This is a genomic window from Pseudolabrys sp., from assembly GCF_050250095.1.
GTDB lineage: Bacteria > Pseudomonadota > Alphaproteobacteria > Rhizobiales > Xanthobacteraceae > Pseudolabrys.
Genome location: NZ_JBFWPH010000004.1, coordinates 1 through 15198 on the forward strand (window position 1 = coordinate 1; position 15198 = coordinate 15198).

At 65.6% G+C, this 15198-nt stretch carries 13 protein-coding genes and 1 pseudogene; 11 read left to right on the plus strand and 3 right to left on the minus strand.

What is annotated here, in order from left to right:
- From AB7F10_RS12880 to AB7F10_RS12900, 5 genes and pseudogenes are all read left to right on the plus strand, one after another.
- Positions 1-242: pseudogene (locus tag AB7F10_RS12880) on the plus strand (dihydroorotase); the annotation flags it as partial.
- 215 nt (positions 243-457) lie between these two features.
- Positions 458-1990 (plus strand): ABC transporter substrate-binding protein, encoded by a 1533-nt coding sequence (locus AB7F10_RS12885; protein WP_428562451.1) that lies wholly within the window; start codon positions 458-460, stop codon positions 1988-1990.
- 76 nt (positions 1991-2066) lie between these two features.
- Positions 2067-3083 carry an ABC transporter permease gene (locus tag AB7F10_RS12890; protein WP_428562449.1) on the plus strand — a complete coding sequence of 339 codons (1017 nt, stop codon included), beginning with the start codon at positions 2067-2069 and terminating at the stop codon, positions 3081-3083.
- Complete coding sequence (locus AB7F10_RS12895; RefSeq protein ID WP_428562447.1) at positions 3083-3937, plus strand: ABC transporter permease; 855 nt, start codon at positions 3083-3085, stop codon at positions 3935-3937. The genes AB7F10_RS12890 and AB7F10_RS12895 overlap by 1 nt, the downstream gene beginning before the upstream one ends.
- The gene (locus tag AB7F10_RS12900; protein ID WP_428562445.1) at positions 3934-5766 is read left to right on the plus strand and encodes a dipeptide ABC transporter ATP-binding protein; all 1833 of its coding nucleotides are present in this window, start codon (positions 3934-3936) and stop codon (positions 5764-5766) included. Before AB7F10_RS12895 ends, AB7F10_RS12900 begins: the two co-directional genes overlap by 4 nt.
- A gap of 10 nt (positions 5767-5776) precedes the next feature.
- Here the strand turns inward: AB7F10_RS12900 and AB7F10_RS12905 are convergent, their stop codons facing one another.
- Positions 5777-6568, minus strand: a complete 792-nt coding sequence (locus AB7F10_RS12905) for an aspartate/glutamate racemase family protein (protein ID WP_428562443.1) — start codon at positions 6566-6568, stop codon at positions 5777-5779.
- A 212-nt stretch (positions 6569-6780) separates the two neighbouring features.
- Positions 6781-7758: a Bug family tripartite tricarboxylate transporter substrate binding protein gene (locus AB7F10_RS12910; RefSeq protein ID WP_428562441.1), complete on the minus strand. Its 978-nt coding sequence runs from the start codon at positions 7756-7758 to the stop codon at positions 6781-6783.
- Between the two features lie 359 nt (positions 7759-8117).
- Here AB7F10_RS12910 and AB7F10_RS12915 point away from each other — a divergent pair, with 359 nt between their 5' ends.
- Positions 8118-9359 carry a c-type cytochrome gene (locus AB7F10_RS12915; RefSeq protein WP_428562439.1) on the plus strand — a complete coding sequence of 414 codons (1242 nt, stop codon included), beginning with the start codon at positions 8118-8120 and terminating at the stop codon, positions 9357-9359.
- Positions 9360-9365: 6 nt separating this feature from the next.
- Here the strand turns inward: AB7F10_RS12915 and AB7F10_RS12920 are convergent, their stop codons facing one another.
- Positions 9366-11357, minus strand: a complete 1992-nt coding sequence (locus AB7F10_RS12920) for a 4Fe-4S binding protein (RefSeq protein WP_428562481.1) — start codon at positions 11355-11357, stop codon at positions 9366-9368.
- A 222-nt stretch (positions 11358-11579) separates the two neighbouring features.
- Here AB7F10_RS12920 and AB7F10_RS12925 point away from each other — a divergent pair, with 222 nt between their 5' ends.
- Genes AB7F10_RS12925 through AB7F10_RS12945 form a run of 5 tightly spaced genes read left to right on the plus strand, consistent with a single transcriptional unit; the run spans position 11580 to position 15100 of the window.
- The gene (locus AB7F10_RS12925; RefSeq protein WP_428562437.1) at positions 11580-12341 is read left to right on the plus strand and encodes a biotin/lipoate--protein ligase family protein; all 762 of its coding nucleotides are present in this window, start codon (positions 11580-11582) and stop codon (positions 12339-12341) included.
- Complete coding sequence (locus AB7F10_RS12930) at positions 12338-12883, plus strand: DUF6505 family protein (RefSeq protein WP_428562435.1); 546 nt, start codon at positions 12338-12340, stop codon at positions 12881-12883. Before AB7F10_RS12925 ends, AB7F10_RS12930 begins: the two co-directional genes overlap by 4 nt.
- A complete protein-coding gene (locus tag AB7F10_RS12935; protein WP_428562433.1) occupies positions 12880-13887 on the plus strand; it encodes a DUF6352 family protein in 1008 nt (335 codons plus the stop codon). Before AB7F10_RS12930 ends, AB7F10_RS12935 begins: the two co-directional genes overlap by 4 nt.
- Entirely contained in the window at positions 13884-14402 is a 519-nt protein-coding gene (locus tag AB7F10_RS12940; RefSeq protein ID WP_428562431.1) for a DUF3305 domain-containing protein, read from the plus strand. Before AB7F10_RS12935 ends, AB7F10_RS12940 begins: the two co-directional genes overlap by 4 nt.
- Complete coding sequence (locus tag AB7F10_RS12945; RefSeq protein WP_428562429.1) at positions 14399-15100, plus strand: DUF3306 domain-containing protein; 702 nt, start codon at positions 14399-14401, stop codon at positions 15098-15100. The genes AB7F10_RS12940 and AB7F10_RS12945 overlap by 4 nt, the downstream gene beginning before the upstream one ends.
- The last annotated feature ends 98 nt before the right edge of the window (positions 15101-15198 follow it).

Sequence of the window (15198 nt, forward strand, 5' to 3'; positions counted from 1 at the left end):
TGTTCGGCGCGCCGGCGGCGCTTGCGGCCTATCTCAAGGTGTTCGAGGAGGAGAAGGCGCTGGACAAGTTCGAGGCCTTCGCCTCGCTCAACGGTCCGGCCTTCTACGGACTGCCGCCGAACGAGGAACGGGTGCGGCTGCGGCGCGCGCCGGCAACGATCCCGGAGCGGGTGAATGTCGGTACGGCGGGCGACATACGGCCGTTGTTCGGCGGCGAGACTGTGGACTGGTCGATGGCCTGACGCCGCTCGCGCTCGGGGTTTTATCTCCGGCTGAAAACGTGCCGGCCAGGCGAGGGTGACGCCGGTCATCCCGTTGTTGCGCGCCGTTTGGAGAAATCTTAAGCTTAAAATAACTGGCGCCGCCCCGGATCGGGAAGTTGGCCGAGACCCCGATCCGAAGCGAAGCTCGTGACGGCTTCATTCGCGCAACGACGCGAAAACGGGGGAGAACACTGATGAGCATCGAGATGGATCGCAGAGCCGCCTTGCAGATGCTGGCGCTCGCCGCCGGCAGCACGGCGTTGGCCGGCAGCATGACGGACGCCTTCGCCGCCGGCGACGCCGCGACGATCGGCTGGCCGAGCGACGTGCCGTCCTGGGATCCCAACCGGCGCTTCACGCCGGACGCGCAGCCGATTTACAAGCTCGTGTTCGATCAGCCGATCGATCAGGACCCGAAGCTCAAGTTGATCCCCAAGCTCCTGACCAAATGGCAACTCGCGGCCGACGGCCTGAGCCTCGACGTCGAGTTGCGGGACGACGTCACGTTCCACAACGGCGACAAGATGACGGCGGAGGATTTGCGCTACACCTTCTTCGAGCGCATCAAGGCCGGCCATCAGGTCGACACCAAGAACTCCTGGCGTAAGGTGAAGGACATCGAGGTGCTGTCGCCGACCAAGGCGCGGATGGTGTTCAGCTCGCCGGCGCCGACCGCGCCGCAGTGGCTCGCCTTCCTCGGCAGCTACATCGTTCCGAAAAAGTATTTCGAATCCGCGGGCGTCGAAGCGGCCGCGCAGAAGCCGGTCGGCACCGGTCCCTACAAGCTCGTCGACTATCAGCTGAACTCGCGCATCGTGCTGGAGCGTAACGACGCCTATTGGGGTCCGAAACCGAAGATCAAGCGCATCACCTTCGAGATCATTAAGGATCCGTCGGCGCGTGTCGCCGCCGTGCAGTCCGGGCAGATCGACTTCACCATCAACGTGCCGGTGCGCGAGGTGGCCCGGCTCGGCAAGGAGCGCGGGCTCGCGGCCGAGCTTAATCCGATGACGCGCATCGTCCTGCTTCAGTGCCGCAACGACCTCGGCTTCGCCGACGACAATGTACGGCTCGCCGCGCATCACGCGATCGACAAGGCGGCGCTGTCCAAGGCGTTCTATGGCGGCGCGGCGGTTCCGCTGTCCGTCGTCGCGACGCCGGGAACCGCGGCCTATCTCCCGGATTTCAAGTTCGCCTACGATCCGAAACTCGCTACGCAGTTGCTGGCGAAGTCCGGCTTCAGCCCGTCGAAGCCCGCCAAGATCAAGTTTGCCAGCACCAACGGCCATTTCCCCAGCGACTTTGATATCGCGCGCGCGATCCAGCAGATGTGGAAGAAGGTCGGCATCGAGGCGGAAATCGAGACCATCGAATACGCGAAGTATTTCGAGCTTAATCGCGGCTCGAAATTGCCGGAGGCGACGCTCTACAGCTGGGACAATGCGACAGGCGATCCGGAGATTTTCGCGGGCTATCTGCTGAACCCGAAGCTGCCGTTCTCCGCTTGGAAAGGGGCGGAGGTCGGCGAGAAGATCGGGCCGTTGTTCAACGTCGCCGATTACGACAAGCGCATCGCCGGCTGGCGCGACGTCAACAAGTTCGTGATCGAGAAGGGGGCCACCATCCCCTTGCTGCAGAGCGTGCAGACCGTCGCGCGCAAGAAGGCGCTGTCATACGTCAAATACGAGAACGGCTGGATTCTCGCGGACAAGATGAGCTGGACCTGATCCCGGAACGTGGGCGTGGGGGCCGCGGCGGTGAGAACGGAACGGTGACTGCCGGACTTCCAACGGAAGCGGTCGCATGAGCGCGATTCTTCTCCTGGTTTTCCGGCGCGTTCTGGTGTCCGTCGTCATTCTCGCGGTCGTGTCTGCGCTGCTGTTCTGCATCCTGCGGCTGCTGCCGGTCGATCCGGCGGCGATGTCGATGCCGCCGACCGCCACGCTCGCCGAGATCGAAGCCAAGCGGCAGGAGATGGGCCTGCATCTGCCGCTGCCCCAGCAATATGCGATCTGGCTCGGGCACGCGTTGCAGGGCGATCTCGGAACGTCGATTCACTTCCGCCGGAGCGTGGTGTCGCTGGTCGCCGCGACGTTACCGGCGACTATCGAACTGGCGCTGTGCGCGATGGCGATCGCCGGTGCGCTCGGCATCGGGGGCGGGCTGCTGCTGTTTCACCTGCGCGACCGGCGGCTGCTCAGCCAGATCGCGGACCTCGGATCGATCGTGCTGCTCTCGATCCCCGAATTTCTGTGGGCGCTGTTCTTCATCCTCGTCTTCGGCGTGCTGTTCGAGGCGCTGCCGTTCACCGGCCGGCTGTCGCCGGAATTCCAGCGCCCGCTGGTCACTGGCTTCCTCCTGCTCGACACGCTGCTGGTCGGGCGGCTCGACATGTTCTGGGACGTCGTCCAGCACATGCTGCTGCCGTCCTTCGCACTCGGCATTGCGTTTTCACCCACCATCATGCGGGTGCTGCGGTCCAGCCTGCTCGACGTCTATCAGGAGGACTACATCCAGCAGGCGCGGCTGCGCGGCCAGCCGGAGCGGCGCGTTTTGCTGCGTCACGGCCTCAAGAATGCGATTCTGCCGACCTTGAGCCTGATGGGCGTTCAGTTCGGCTTTCTGTTCGGCGGCACGCTGCTCGTCGAGGTGATCTATTCCTATCCCGGCCTCGGCAATCTGATGGTCGATGCGGTGCGCAATGCCGATCTTCCGATCATCCAGGCGGTCGGCCTCGCTTATTGCGTCGTCGTGCTGATCATCAATACGGTCGTCGATGCCTGCTACGTCGTCCTCAATCCGAAATTGAGGGTCGCCTGATGCGGATCCCGAAATGGATGAGGTCGGCGCGCGTCGCGATTGGGCTGGCGATCGTCGTGTTGATCGGCCTTGTCGCGCTGCTGGCGCCACTGCTCGCGCCACACGATCCCAATGAGCAAGCGCTGGTTTCTATTTTGTTGCCGCCGGCCTGGCTGCCGGGCGGCGACGCCAGTTTCCCGCTCGGCACCGACAGTCTCGGCCGTTGCGTGCTGTCGCGGTTGCTTTACGGCGCGCGCATCGCGATGACGGTGGCCATTGTCTCGTCGTTCGGCGCGATGATCCTCGGCGGCATCCTGGCGCATGTCGCGGGTTATTTCGGCGGCGCGGTCGACTGGCTGATCGGCCGGGTGGTCGATATCTGGATGTCGTTCCCGCCTGTCATCCTGGCGCTGATCTTCATGGTCGGTTTGGGCGCCGGGCTGAGCAATGTGATCCTGTCGATCGTTCTGGTCGACTGGACACGCTTCTGCCGTGTGCTGCGCAGCGAGGTGCTGGTCGTCACGCGGCGCGACTACGTGATGGCGGCAAGGCTTGCCGGCTTTTCGCATTGGCGCATCATCGCGCGAGAGATCGCGCCGGCGACGCTGCCCTTGCTCATCACGTTGATGAGCCTCGAAATGGGCATCGCGGTGATCGTCGAGGCGATCCTGTCCTTCGTAGGCCTTAGCGTCACGGCGGAGACTCCGGCCTGGGGCCAGATGATCGCGGACGCGCGGCTTTCGATCTATCAGTCCTACTGGAACCTGATCCTTCCGGTGCTCGCGATCTTTGTTACCGTCTTCGCCTTCAACATCCTGGGCGACGGGTTGCGGCGCACGCTCGACGTCCGCCTTGCGGAGACGCAGCGCACATGAGCCTGCTGGTCGCCGAAGATCTCGCGGTTTCGGCCTCGCTTGGCGGCGAGGCGTTGCCGGTGCTGCAGGGGCTGAACTTCGCGCTCGCGCCGGGAAAAATTCTCGGCCTCGTCGGCGAGTCGGGCGCCGGAAAGTCCATGCTCGGCCGCACCGTTGCGCAGATGCTTCCGCCCGGCTTTGCCTGCAGCGCCGGAAGCCTCACCTTCGGCGGCGACGACCTCATCGCGATGTCTCCCGAAAAGCGTCAGGCTCTGCTCGGCAAGGACATCGCCTTCATCCCGCAGGAGCCGCTTTCGGCGCTGAACCCGGTCCTGACCGTCGGAAGGCAGATCGGTGAGCATCTGGCGCGGCTTGGCGTGACCAATGCGGCCGAACGCAAGCGCAGGGCGCTTGCGCTGTTCGAGAGCGTTCATTTGGCGCACGGCGAGGCGTTGCTGGACAGGTATCCGCACCAGATTTCCGGCGGCATGTGCCAGCGCGTTCTGATCGCGATGGCCTTTGCCGGCAAGCCACGCCTCGTCATTGCCGACGAGCCGACCACCGCGCTCGACGTGACGATCCAGGTGCGCATCGTCCAGCTGATCGCGGAGATGCAAAAGCGCGACGACACCGCGGTCGTGTTCATCACCCACGACCTGCGGCTCGCGGCTCACGTTTGCGACGACATTCTTGTTCTTTATGCCGGCCGTCCGGTGGAATACGGGCCGGCGCGAAGCCTGTTCGGTGCGCCGGCGCATCCCTATACGCGCTGCCTGCAACTCGCGAGCCCGTCGATGCGCGGTGAGCGGCGCGCGCTGCTGTCGCTGCCCGAACGGATGCCGGGCCTGCGGGCCTGGAAAGACATCGCCGGTTGCGCCTTTGCGCCGCGCTGTCCGGTTGCAGTCCCGCAATGCCGTGAGGCGCCGCCGGCATTGGCGGAGATTGCGCCGGGCCGCAAGACGGCCTGTATCCATCCCGCGGAGACCGGCAGCATCGTGACGCCACCGTTGAGCGCCGCTTCGGCGAGGGGCGAGCGCGTGCCGGTTCTGGAGGCGGAACGGGTTTCCAAGACCTTTACGACCGGCCGACTGTTCCGCCGCACGGCGTTCCCGGCGGTGCGCGACGTCAGTTTCCGGCTCGAGAAGAACGAGTTTCTCGGCATCGTCGGCGAAAGCGGCAGCGGCAAGACCACGCTCGCCCGCCTGCTGATCGGGCTGGAAAGCTTGTCGCAAGGCACTCTGCGCATTGCGGGGGAGGCGCCCGGTGTGGCGCCGGACCGCAAAGACATGCAGCTCGTTTTTCAGGATCCGCAGTCCGCGCTCAATCCGCGGCGGCGGGTTGGGTCGATCGTCACCCAGCCGCTGGAGGCGGCGGGTCATGCGACGCGCGCCGAGCGCGCGGAGCGCGCGCGCGAGCTCCTGAGCCAGATCGGTCTTGCGCCGGAAGTCGCCGCGCGTTTCCCGGCGCAGCTGTCCGGCGGGCAGAGGCAGCGCGTCAACATCGCGCGCGCGCTCTGCGCGACGCCGAAGATCCTGGTGGCCGACGAGATCGTGTCGGGTCTCGACGTGTCGGTTCAGGCGCAACTGCTCGATCTGCTGCTGGCGTTGCGGCGGCAGCAGCCGTTCTCGATGGTCTTCATTTCGCACGACCTGTCGGTGGTGCGCTATCTGTGCGATCGCGTGCTGGTAATGTATCGCGGCGAGGTCGTGGAAAGCGGCACAACGGCTGAGGTGTTCGCCGCGCCGAAGCACGCTTATACGCGCGCCTTGCTCGCGGCGGTGCCGCCGGACGATCCGTCGGCGGCTTGGGCGCCGGCGCGTTCCGAAAGCGGTGACGAGCCGCGCGCCTGATCGAAGGCGATCAGCCGTGCTCGAGAAATTCCCGCAACGTCTGTTCCGACGGCAGCCCGAAGCCCGAATGCGCGACGCGGCTTGTTCCCATGCCGCCGAGCTTGCGCAGCTTGACCGCCATCTCGGCAGCCTTGACCACGATGGTGACGCCATTGACGATCGGCGCGCCGTCGATGCTCGCGCCCGGCTCGGACGCGAACAGCATCATCGGGATGCCGCCGGTCGGCACGATGACATCGGCGCCGTCGTCCAGCAGGCGGCGGGCCTCGCGCTCGAACACCTCGGCCAATGAGGCCTTCTTCGCCGGCGCGTTGAAAGCCTCCATGTAGTCGCTGATATTGGCGTTGATGGAGCGGATGCCGGCGACGCGGGTTTGCAGGCCGTAACGCATTACCTGCTCGGCATGAGCGGGGATGAAGGCCGGATTGATCGCCAGCAGCCCGAGCTTCCGGCCCATGGTGCAGGCGTGCAGCAGCGTGCTTTCGCCGAGGCCGACCACCGGGATCGACACCGCGGCCCGCGCCTCGTAGAGGCCGACGTCCTGAAAGTGGTTCATGAAAAATACGTCGCAGCCCTGCCGTTCGGCCTCGATCGCGCCGCGGATCACCTCGCGCGAGAAGCGGAATTCTGACAGCGCGTGCACCGTCGTGACCGACGGCGTGATGGTGTGAAAGGTTAGTTCGAAGTCCGGTTCGACGCAGGACTGCATGTGCGGGAGCAGCGCCGCCAGGTAGTTGCGATGGCCGGTCTGATCGGTGGCGCCCTGCGCCCAGATTTTATACTTACGCTTTTCGTCGGTCATGGGAGCTTCCAGATGAGCAAAGGGCGCATGCCGCGCGCCCACGCTTCGGGGATGCGTGCGATGCTACACAACGCGTTTGACCGGCGCAAAGGAGTGAGCTGTTGAGTTGCCGCGCTCGCGGCGAGCCGTCATGCTGTGAGGATGACGCCGGCCGGATCGCATCCGGCCGGCGTTATTGTTGCCGGAGCCGCGGGCAGGCGGCCCGCAGGCCGTCAGTTGAATTTCAGGCCGGCCGCCTTCGCGAGCGCGAGGTTCTCAGCGATCTCTTTCGTCATCAGTGCGTCGAATTCCGCCGTCGACAGCGACAGCGGCTCGACGCCCTGCTTGGCCAGCTTTTCCTTGATATCGGCGCGGTTGACGATCTTGCCGATTTCGGTGTGCAGGCGGTCCACGATCGGCTTCGGCGTCTGGCGCGGCGCCAGGAACCCGTTCCAGAACGTGTATTCGGAATTGGCGTAGCCAAGTTCGAGCGTGGTCGGTACTTCGGGCAAGGCCAGCGAGCGCTTCTGCGTCGTCACCGCGAGCGGGATTAGTCGCTTGTCGATGATGAACGGCAATCCCGAACCGGTGCCGATCGCCATGAAGTCGACGCGGCCGGTCGCCACTTCGGTTAGCGCCGCCGGCCCGCCGCGGAACGGCACATGCGTCGCCTTGAAGCCCGCGCTCAGGCGGAAACGTTCGGCTGCCCAGTGCGTCGCGCTGCCGACGCCGGCGGACGCGAACGTCATCTGCCCGTCCTTGGCCCGCTCGACCAGTTCCTTGACGGTCTTGATGCCTTTCGACGGCGCGATCACGATCACGTTCGGCACCACGCCGATCATCGCAATGCCGGCGAAATCCTTGGCGGGGTCGTAGCTGACATTGGGATGGGCGGCCGGCACGGCGGTATGCGCCGCGGCGTTGGCCAGCAGCGTGTAGCCGTCGGGTTCGGAGCGCGCGACGACAGCGGAACCGATCATGCCGCCCGCGCCGCCGCGGTTCTCGACGACCACCGATTGCCCGAGAGCCTGCGACAGCGGATCGGTGACCAGGCGAGCCAGCACGTCGACCGTGCTGCCGGCGCCGAACGGGCAAATCATGCGGATCGGTTTGGCGGTCGGCCAGGTCGTGTCGGCGAACGCGTTCCGCAGCACCGCCGGCATGGTGATGGCGGCGCCCGATAGCGCAAGGAAGCGGCGGCGAGTGGTCATCTGTTTCCCCTTCGGTGTCGATGGTGAGCCGTTTGACGTGCTCGCTCACCTTTCGTTGAAATCGCTGAAATCGCGCGCATTGCGGCTTTCGCCGCGCGAAAATTGTACGATCAAGAGCAAATGCTAGTGGTTGCAGAAGTAACCGACAAGAACCTTCATTGTCGCGACTGCGCGGCGGCGACGCCGATGCGCGCCGTGCGCGTTGAGAGCATTTCGCCGCGGTCGCCGGAGGTTCTTGCCCCGCGTTGCGTCTTGCCGATGCCGCAAATGCCGGTCAGTCTGCGCGCAGTGGAGATTGGGTCATCGTGCGCGCCATGAAGGCCTCGGCATATCTTCTTGCAGCTCTGTTTTCCGTCTTGATGGCGACGACGTCGCAGGCGCAATTGCGCGGTCATGGCGGTCCGGTGCGCGCGCTGACCATTGCCTCCGATGGCAAGACGGCATTGTCGGGAAGCTTCGACACCTCCGCGATCTGCTGGTCGCTGACGGAGAATTCCGCCGCGCAAGTTTTGCGTTTTCATGAGAGCGCCGTGAACGCCGTCGCGTTTCTCCCCGACGGCCGGATGGTGACCGGCGGAGAAGATGCGCAGATCGCGATCTGGGCCGCCGGGCAGGTAAGACCCGATACGGTCTTGAAGGGACACAAAGGTCCGGTCGCAGGGCTCGCGGTGTCGCCGGATGGCAAAACGATTGCATCGGCTTCGTGGGATCACAGCATTCGCCTGTGGCCGGCTGGCGGCGGCGAACCGCGCGTGCTCGAAGGCCACAGCCAGAACGTCAACAGCGTCGCCTTCGCGCCGGACGGCAACGTTCTCGTCAGCGCTGGCTACGATGCGACGCTGCGGATGTGGCCGTTGTCGGGCGGCAGCGCCATCGTGCGCACCATGCCGGCGCCGCAGAACGCCGTCGCCGTGCTGCCGGGCGGCGAGATCGTCAGTGGCGGCGCCAACGGTCATGTCTATCTGCTGTCGCGCTCGGGCGAGCTTCTCGCGGATATCGAGGCCGCGCCTGCGCCGATCATCGCGCTCGCCGTGTCGGACGACGGCGCGTTGATCGCGGCGGCGGGCATCAAGGGTTCCGTTGCGATCGTTGAGGCGCGAACGCGCAAGGTCGCTCACACGCTGGTCGGTCCCGGTCTGCCGGTATGGTCGGTGGCGTTCTTTCCGGACAATCGCACCTTGCTGACCGGCGGCGCGGACCGCATGATCCGGCGCTGGAACGCGGCGAACGGTGAGGCGCTGGACTCGGTTGTCACAGCGGCGGCCGCCGATCCGCTCGCTTCCTATCAGGGCGACCGTGGCGCTGAGGTGTTCCGGGCCTGCGTCGCCTGCCACACGCTGTCGCCCGACGAAGGCAATCGCGCCGGACCGACACTCTCCGGCATTTTCGGCCGCAAGATCGCGACTTTGCCGGGCTACAACTTTTCTCCCGCGCTCAAGAAACTCGATATCGTGTGGACGCCGGAAACCGTCGCGCGGCTGTTCGAGATCGGGCCGATGGCCTATACGCCCGGCACCAAGATGCCGGAGCAGAAAATCGGCTCGGCCGACGATCGAAAGGCGCTGGTGAATTTTCTTGCGAAGACCACGACGAAACGCTGACGCGCCTCAGCTTTCCTCGCCACGGGCCTTCGCTTCTTCACGCTCGCGCAGATAATCTTCGGTGGTGCGCACCTTCGGGCGCGGCGGACCGGCCAGCGGGTCGAATTGGTCCTCGACCATGGCGTTGACCCGGCAGTCGGCGCACATCTTGATGACGTTGAGCCGCTTTTCCGAATTCTTGAACATCCAGTGCTTGCCCTCGAGCTTGGCGAGCACGCGCTCGACCGAGCTTTTGGTGCCGAACGGCTTGCCGCAGCTGATGCACTGATAGGGCTCTTCCGCCTTGATGAGGCGCGAGGCGGCGGTGGCGGCGCGGAAATCGAGCTGCGGCTTCAGCGTGATGACCTTCTCGGGGCAGGTCGCCTTGCACAGCCCGCACTGTACGCACGCATCTTCGTTGAAGCGCAGCGCCGGCCGCTCCGGTTCGTCGCCCAGCGCGCCGGTCGGGCAGGCGCTGACGCAGGACAGGCAAAGCGTGCAGCCCTCGACATCGACGTCGATGGTGCCGAACGGCGCGCCGGCCGGAAGCATGACGACGTCGACCGGCGCCGGTGCGACACCGTGCAACTGGCGTAGCGCGAGCCGTGTGACTTCGCGGCTGCGGCCCTGCGCAACGAACGTCGCCGGGCGTTCCGCCGCGCGCAGCGGGTCGATCGCGAAAAGCGCTTCGCCGAGGGCAAAAGGATCGTCGGTCTCGACGGTGGCGACGCGCTCGCCGTCGAAACCGAGGGCGGCGAGAACCGGCGCGGCGAGCCCGATGGTCCGCACCAAGCCGGCGATGTCATGGCGCGGCTTGGCCCGCACGAGGAAGCGCACCGCGCTCGCGCCATAGGCGAAGGCGGCGGCAACGGCATCGAGGCCGGCCTGCGTGACTTCGTTGATGGCGACCGGCAGCACGTTCGCGGGCAGGCCGTCGCCGTGCCGCGCCAGCGCGTCGATCATCGCCGCGCCGTGATCCTGGTCGTGGAACAGCAGCACCGCGTCGCGGCCGCCGGCCTGACGGTAGATGGTCAGCAGCGTGCGCAGATTGCGCATCAACATGTCGGCGGGCGGCAGCGCGTAGCCGGCTGCGCCGGTTGGGCAGGCGGCGGCGCATTGTCCGCACCCGGCGCAGATCGCGGCGTCGAAGGCGACGTGATCGCCGTTCGGGGTGATCGCGCCGGTCGGGCAAAGGTCGAGGCAGCGCCGGCAGCCGACGATCCGCGATCGCGAATGTGCGCAAAGATCCTCGGCAAAATCGACGTAGCGCGGCTTGTCGAAGACGCCGACGAGATCGCGGGCCTTGAGGACGGCGCGCAGCACGGCCGCCGGATCGCCGGGGTCGGCGCGCAGGTAGCCGTCGCGCAGGTCGGCGGCCGGAAACAGCGGTGCGCCGCCCGACAAGTCGAGGATCAGGTCGCATTTCGATACCGCACCGTCGCGCGGCGTGTCGAAGGCGTAGCGGTCGCGCGAGGACGCGGCGGGAGCCGCGTAGCTGTCGATGGTCAATTCGAACGCGCCCAGATGGCCTTTCGCGGAGCGGATTTTTCCCTGCACCACGGGAAATTCGGTGACGCGCGGCGGCGTGGCATCGCGCGCGTCGCGGATCAGCACGGTGACGTCGAGCGTGTCTTTCAGAAGATGCGCGGTTTCGATGGCCTGGGCGTCGCGGCCGTAGACCAGAACGACGCCGTCGCTGGTCAGGCTGACGATCGGAATGGCCGGCTGAGGTTCGGCGGCGGCGGCGATCAGCGCCGCCATTTTCGGTGCCGCCCGCCCTGCATCCTTCGACCAGCCGGCGGTTTCGCGGATATTGACGAAAGTCAGGTGAGGCGGATTTGCCAGTTCTTCCGCGATCTCATTGAAGATCGGCGTTTCCTGCGTACAAGCGACGAGAAGGTCGCCGCCTTGCTCGGCCGTGTCCCGGAACCGCGCCAGTTCGGTGCGGCAGAAATGGCGTCCGTCCTTCACCGACAGGCCGGGACAGGCGCGCTCGACCGCATGCCGGTCGACCGGCATGGTGTCTTCGCAGGAACAGATCAGAACGTTGCGCGGTTGGTCCGCCATCGGACATTGGCCTTGTCGTTCCGCCACAGTTTCCCCGCCGCATCAGGCGCCACATATATATGCGGCGGATATGCAGTGTTACGGTACCTATCCGGACCCCGGCAGGAACGCTGGCCTCGGATCGATGGCTGCAACTATAATCATTCCAATTTGAAAAGTAGAGGTCGTGCGTTCATGCCGCAGGGATCGCGGACCCGACAGAAGACGCCGCTTTCGTCCGAGATCGTCTTGCCGCCGCCGTTCACGCTGGTGACGTTGCGCGAGGTCGGCGACGCCTTCGCCCATGCAAAATCGATCGCGCGCGAAGGCGGGGCCGGCACGCTTGTTTATGTCGGCAGGTTCGATCTCTGCGAATTTGCGGTTGTGCTTGAGCCGGACGAGCCGCTGCGTCATGCGCGACGCAGCTTTTACGCCGGCATGGGCGCGCTCGCGGATGCCATTGTCGCGCTCGGACCGCCGAATGTGCCGGTCGAAATCGCGTGGCCGGATGCCGTTCTCATCAATGGGGGATTGGTCGGCGGCGGCAGGCTTGGCTGGCCGGAGGGCGCGCGCGAGGACGACATTCCGGAATGGATCGTCTTCGGTGGCATGATCCGCACCATCTCGATGAGCAATGAAGAAGCCGGTCTCAGCCCGATGGTGACCGCACTGGAGGAGGAAGGTTTCACCGATGTGACCGCGACCGAACTGGTCGCAAGCTTCGCCCGTCATCTGATGGTCGCCACCGACGCCTGGCAGGAATACGGCTTTGTCTCCGTTGCGCGCGATTATCTGGCGCGGCTGCCGGCGGAGAAAGGCATTCGCCGCGACATCGACGACAGCGGCGATCTGCTGGTGCGCCGCATGGGCAAGATGGATGCCGAGCGCCGCAAACTCGCGCCGTTGCTCGCAACTCCGTCCTGGTACGATCCGCAAACGCGGGGACCGAAACTGTGAAGCTTCTGCGTACTATCAGGCTCGACGCCTCCGACACCTTCATCTTCGAAACGGCGGCCGAGCCCGGCGAATGGGCGGTGCCGGGAGCGTTCGTGTTCTGGCCGCAGAACCCTGACGATTTCACCGGCAAGGCGCGGGTCGCCTTCCGCAGCGGTTTTCTCGGCCTCGATACGCTCGGCTGGTCGACGCTGGTACAGGTGGTGGAGGCGAGCGAGGCCGACCGGGTCGCGGCGGCCGAATTGCTGGCGCAAAAGCTGGTGTCGGCCTTCGGCGCGCCGGACATCGACACCGCGCGGCGCGCCGCCGCCGAGGAAATCGATTTTGCCGCATCGCTCGCCGAACAGCCGAAGGATACGCTGGTCGCAATGCATCGCCGTATCGAGGACGGCGAAATCAGGGAAACATTCCGCACCCTGCAGCCGCGCCGGGGTGGCCGGAAGCCGGCCCGCGCCTTCTCCTTCATGGAAGTGGAGGGCGAGGATGAGGAGCAGCCCGGCGATACGGTCGATCTGGTGTCGTTGGCGGAACGGGCGCGCAAATGAAGGACTTCTGGCTGTCCTGCGGCCATCATCTGCTCGACCGTGACGACGGCGGCGGCCTCGTCGTGACCGACGAATTCCTCAAGGTTTACCTGGCGCGGCCCGAGCTTGCGCCGCCGCTTGACGCCTGCGTCGTAGAGCGCACGATTTTTGCCGCGCTGATGGAGGATCCGCGCCGCCCGGTCGAGGCCGCCGAAATCGCGGCGATCGCCGATGCCGATGCGCGCGAGAATTGGCAGGTGCTGATCGCGTTCCGCGACCATCTGCTGCGCCACAAGACGCTCGAAGCCGCCTATTCCGATTTCGCCCGCAACGGCTTCGGCCGCACGCCCGTGCTGTTCATCAACCAGCTTGCGCATGTCATCATGCGCAACGCGCTGGATGGCTGCGGGGATGCGATGACGGTGCGCGCCGCCGAGCTGTTCTTCCGCACGCAGCGCGTTTCGGTGTTCGAGCAGTCGCTGATCGCCGCCGATGACGAAGTGATCGGCAGCACCGATATGGGGCAATCCTCCCCGTTGGTGTCGATCTTCGGCATTCCGACGGAAGGGCAGATCGACATTCTCAACGATGGCAATGCCGAAAGTTACTGGGAGCGCAGCGACCGTTTCGACATGGCGTTGAATGTGACAGCGGGGCAGGCCGGGCTTGCCGCGCTCGCCCGCGCGATGGAGCGCTGGATCGCCCATGTCGCCGGCATCGAGGTCGACATCGCGGCGCTTCCGGAGCTGCGCGAGGCAAATCTCTCCTGGTATGTCGGTCTCGACGCCGACAGCACGGCGATCGGCAATGCGATCTGGAACGGCAAGGAGATGACCGGCGACGCGGCGTCCCGGATTGTCGGCCTGTTTCAGCTGACATTCCGCGATCCGGCAACCATGCTCGACACCGTGAAGGGCGAGCCGATCTACCTTATTCTGGCCCAGACGCCCGATAGACTGATCCGCATGAAGCCGCAGAACCTGATCGCCGGCCTGCCGGTGAAACACCTCGAGACGATCGGATGACAGCCGCGCCGCCGCTCGCAAGCATCACCGTCGGTGTTCTTGTCGAACGCAGCAAGGCCGCGAGCCAGTGGATCGATTTTCTCTGGCGTCCGGTGAAGGTCCTCCCCGGCGTGCCCGACACGCCGCCCTGGACCCTGCTGTCCGGTGACGATGAGCGCGCGATGTTCTATGCGGGGACCGCGGAAATCGAATTGCATCGCTCGGAAACCGCGAATTATCGCGCCAATTTTGCCACCGGCGAGCCGCTGCTCTGGGTCGTGCTGCGCGAAACCGGCGGCGAGCCGCCGTACAGCGTCATGACCGTCACCGCCGATCCTGCCGAAGGCGAAGCGATGATGGAGTCCGGTAACGACATCATCGAAACCGTGCCGATGCCGGAGTCCGTCGAGGAGGTGGTTGCGCAATTCGTCGCCGAGCACCATGTCGAAAGGGCGTTCTCGAAGCGCAAGCGCGATCGCGCCAATCCGGAGGCGCTGGCGCGGCGCGACGGGGACGAGCCGGGATCGGCAACATGACCGACGAGGATTTTCTCGCGCGCTGGTCGCGCCGGAAGCGCGCCGCCGAACAAGACAGGCAGGCGGGGCAGGCCGCGCCGCCCGCCCAACCCGTTTCGTCCGAAGCAGAGAAGCCGGGCGAACAGGCGACATCCGATGCGTCGAAACCGGAGCGGCAGGACGAGGAGACGATTGATCTCGCCAGCCTGCCGCCGATCGAATCGATCACCTCCGCAACCGACGTGACGGCTTTCCTGCGCCAAGGCGTGCCGCCTGAACTGACCCGTGCGGCGCTTCGCCGCGCCTGGGGCGCCGATCCCGCGATTCGCGATTTCATCGGGCTTGCGGAGAACGCCTGGGACTTCAACGACCCTACCGCCATACCGGGGTTTGGACCGCTCGATCAAACGCCCGACCAGATCAGGCGGATGCTGTCCGGCCTCATCGACGATGTTCGGGAGGCGGCCGAACAGGCCGGCGAAGTCATGTCGGTGCCGGCAGATCGAAATCCGTCGGCAGAAACGTCGATGAGTGCCGCGGTGAAACAAGCCGAGGCGCAGGATGGCGAACGGCGGCACGAGGCCGCTGACTCGTCGACTGCCGACGATGCTGCTGGCGTGCCCGAAGGCGGCGCTCGCGATATTGCGTCGCAGCACGACGATCTGCAGCAACCTACACCGCGACCGCGCCGTTCGCACGGAGGCGCACTTCCGCAATAGCGCGCCATAGCCGGAAGCTGTCACCATAGCCACAGGCTATGGCCCTTTCTATTGACCAAAACAAAGTCGCGACGTAGCTTTTAATTATTCTGAAGAAC

Excerpts from the sequence above, each read along its gene's own strand:
- AB7F10_RS12890 (WP_428562449.1), top strand. The coding sequence starts at position 2,067 with ATGAGCGCGATTCTTCTCCTGGTTTTCCGGCGCGTTCTGGTGTCCGTC.
- AB7F10_RS12900 (WP_428562445.1), top strand. The coding sequence starts at position 3,934 with ATGAGCCTGCTGGTCGCCGAAGATCTCGCGGTTTCGGCCTCGCTTGGC.
- AB7F10_RS12895 (WP_428562447.1), top strand. The coding sequence starts at position 3,083 with ATGCGGATCCCGAAATGGATGAGGTCGGCGCGCGTCGCGATTGGGCTG.
- AB7F10_RS12945 (WP_428562429.1), top strand. The coding sequence starts at position 14,399 with ATGACCGACGAGGATTTTCTCGCGCGCTGGTCGCGCCGGAAGCGCGCC.
- AB7F10_RS12935 (WP_428562433.1), top strand. The coding sequence starts at position 12,880 with ATGAAGGACTTCTGGCTGTCCTGCGGCCATCATCTGCTCGACCGTGAC.
- AB7F10_RS12940 (WP_428562431.1), top strand. The coding sequence starts at position 13,884 with ATGACAGCCGCGCCGCCGCTCGCAAGCATCACCGTCGGTGTTCTTGTC.
- AB7F10_RS12905 (WP_428562443.1), bottom strand. The coding sequence starts at position 6,568 with ATGACCGACGAAAAGCGTAAGTATAAAATCTGGGCGCAGGGCGCCACC.
- AB7F10_RS12925 (WP_428562437.1), top strand. The coding sequence starts at position 11,580 with ATGCCGCAGGGATCGCGGACCCGACAGAAGACGCCGCTTTCGTCCGAG.
- AB7F10_RS12910 (WP_428562441.1), bottom strand. The coding sequence starts at position 7,758 with ATGACCACTCGCCGCCGCTTCCTTGCGCTATCGGGCGCCGCCATCACC.
- AB7F10_RS12885 (WP_428562451.1), top strand. The coding sequence starts at position 458 with ATGAGCATCGAGATGGATCGCAGAGCCGCCTTGCAGATGCTGGCGCTC.
- AB7F10_RS12915 (WP_428562439.1), top strand. The coding sequence starts at position 8,118 with ATGGCGACGACGTCGCAGGCGCAATTGCGCGGTCATGGCGGTCCGGTG.
- AB7F10_RS12920 (WP_428562481.1), bottom strand. The coding sequence starts at position 11,357 with ATGCCGGTCGACCGGCATGCGGTCGAGCGCGCCTGTCCCGGCCTGTCG.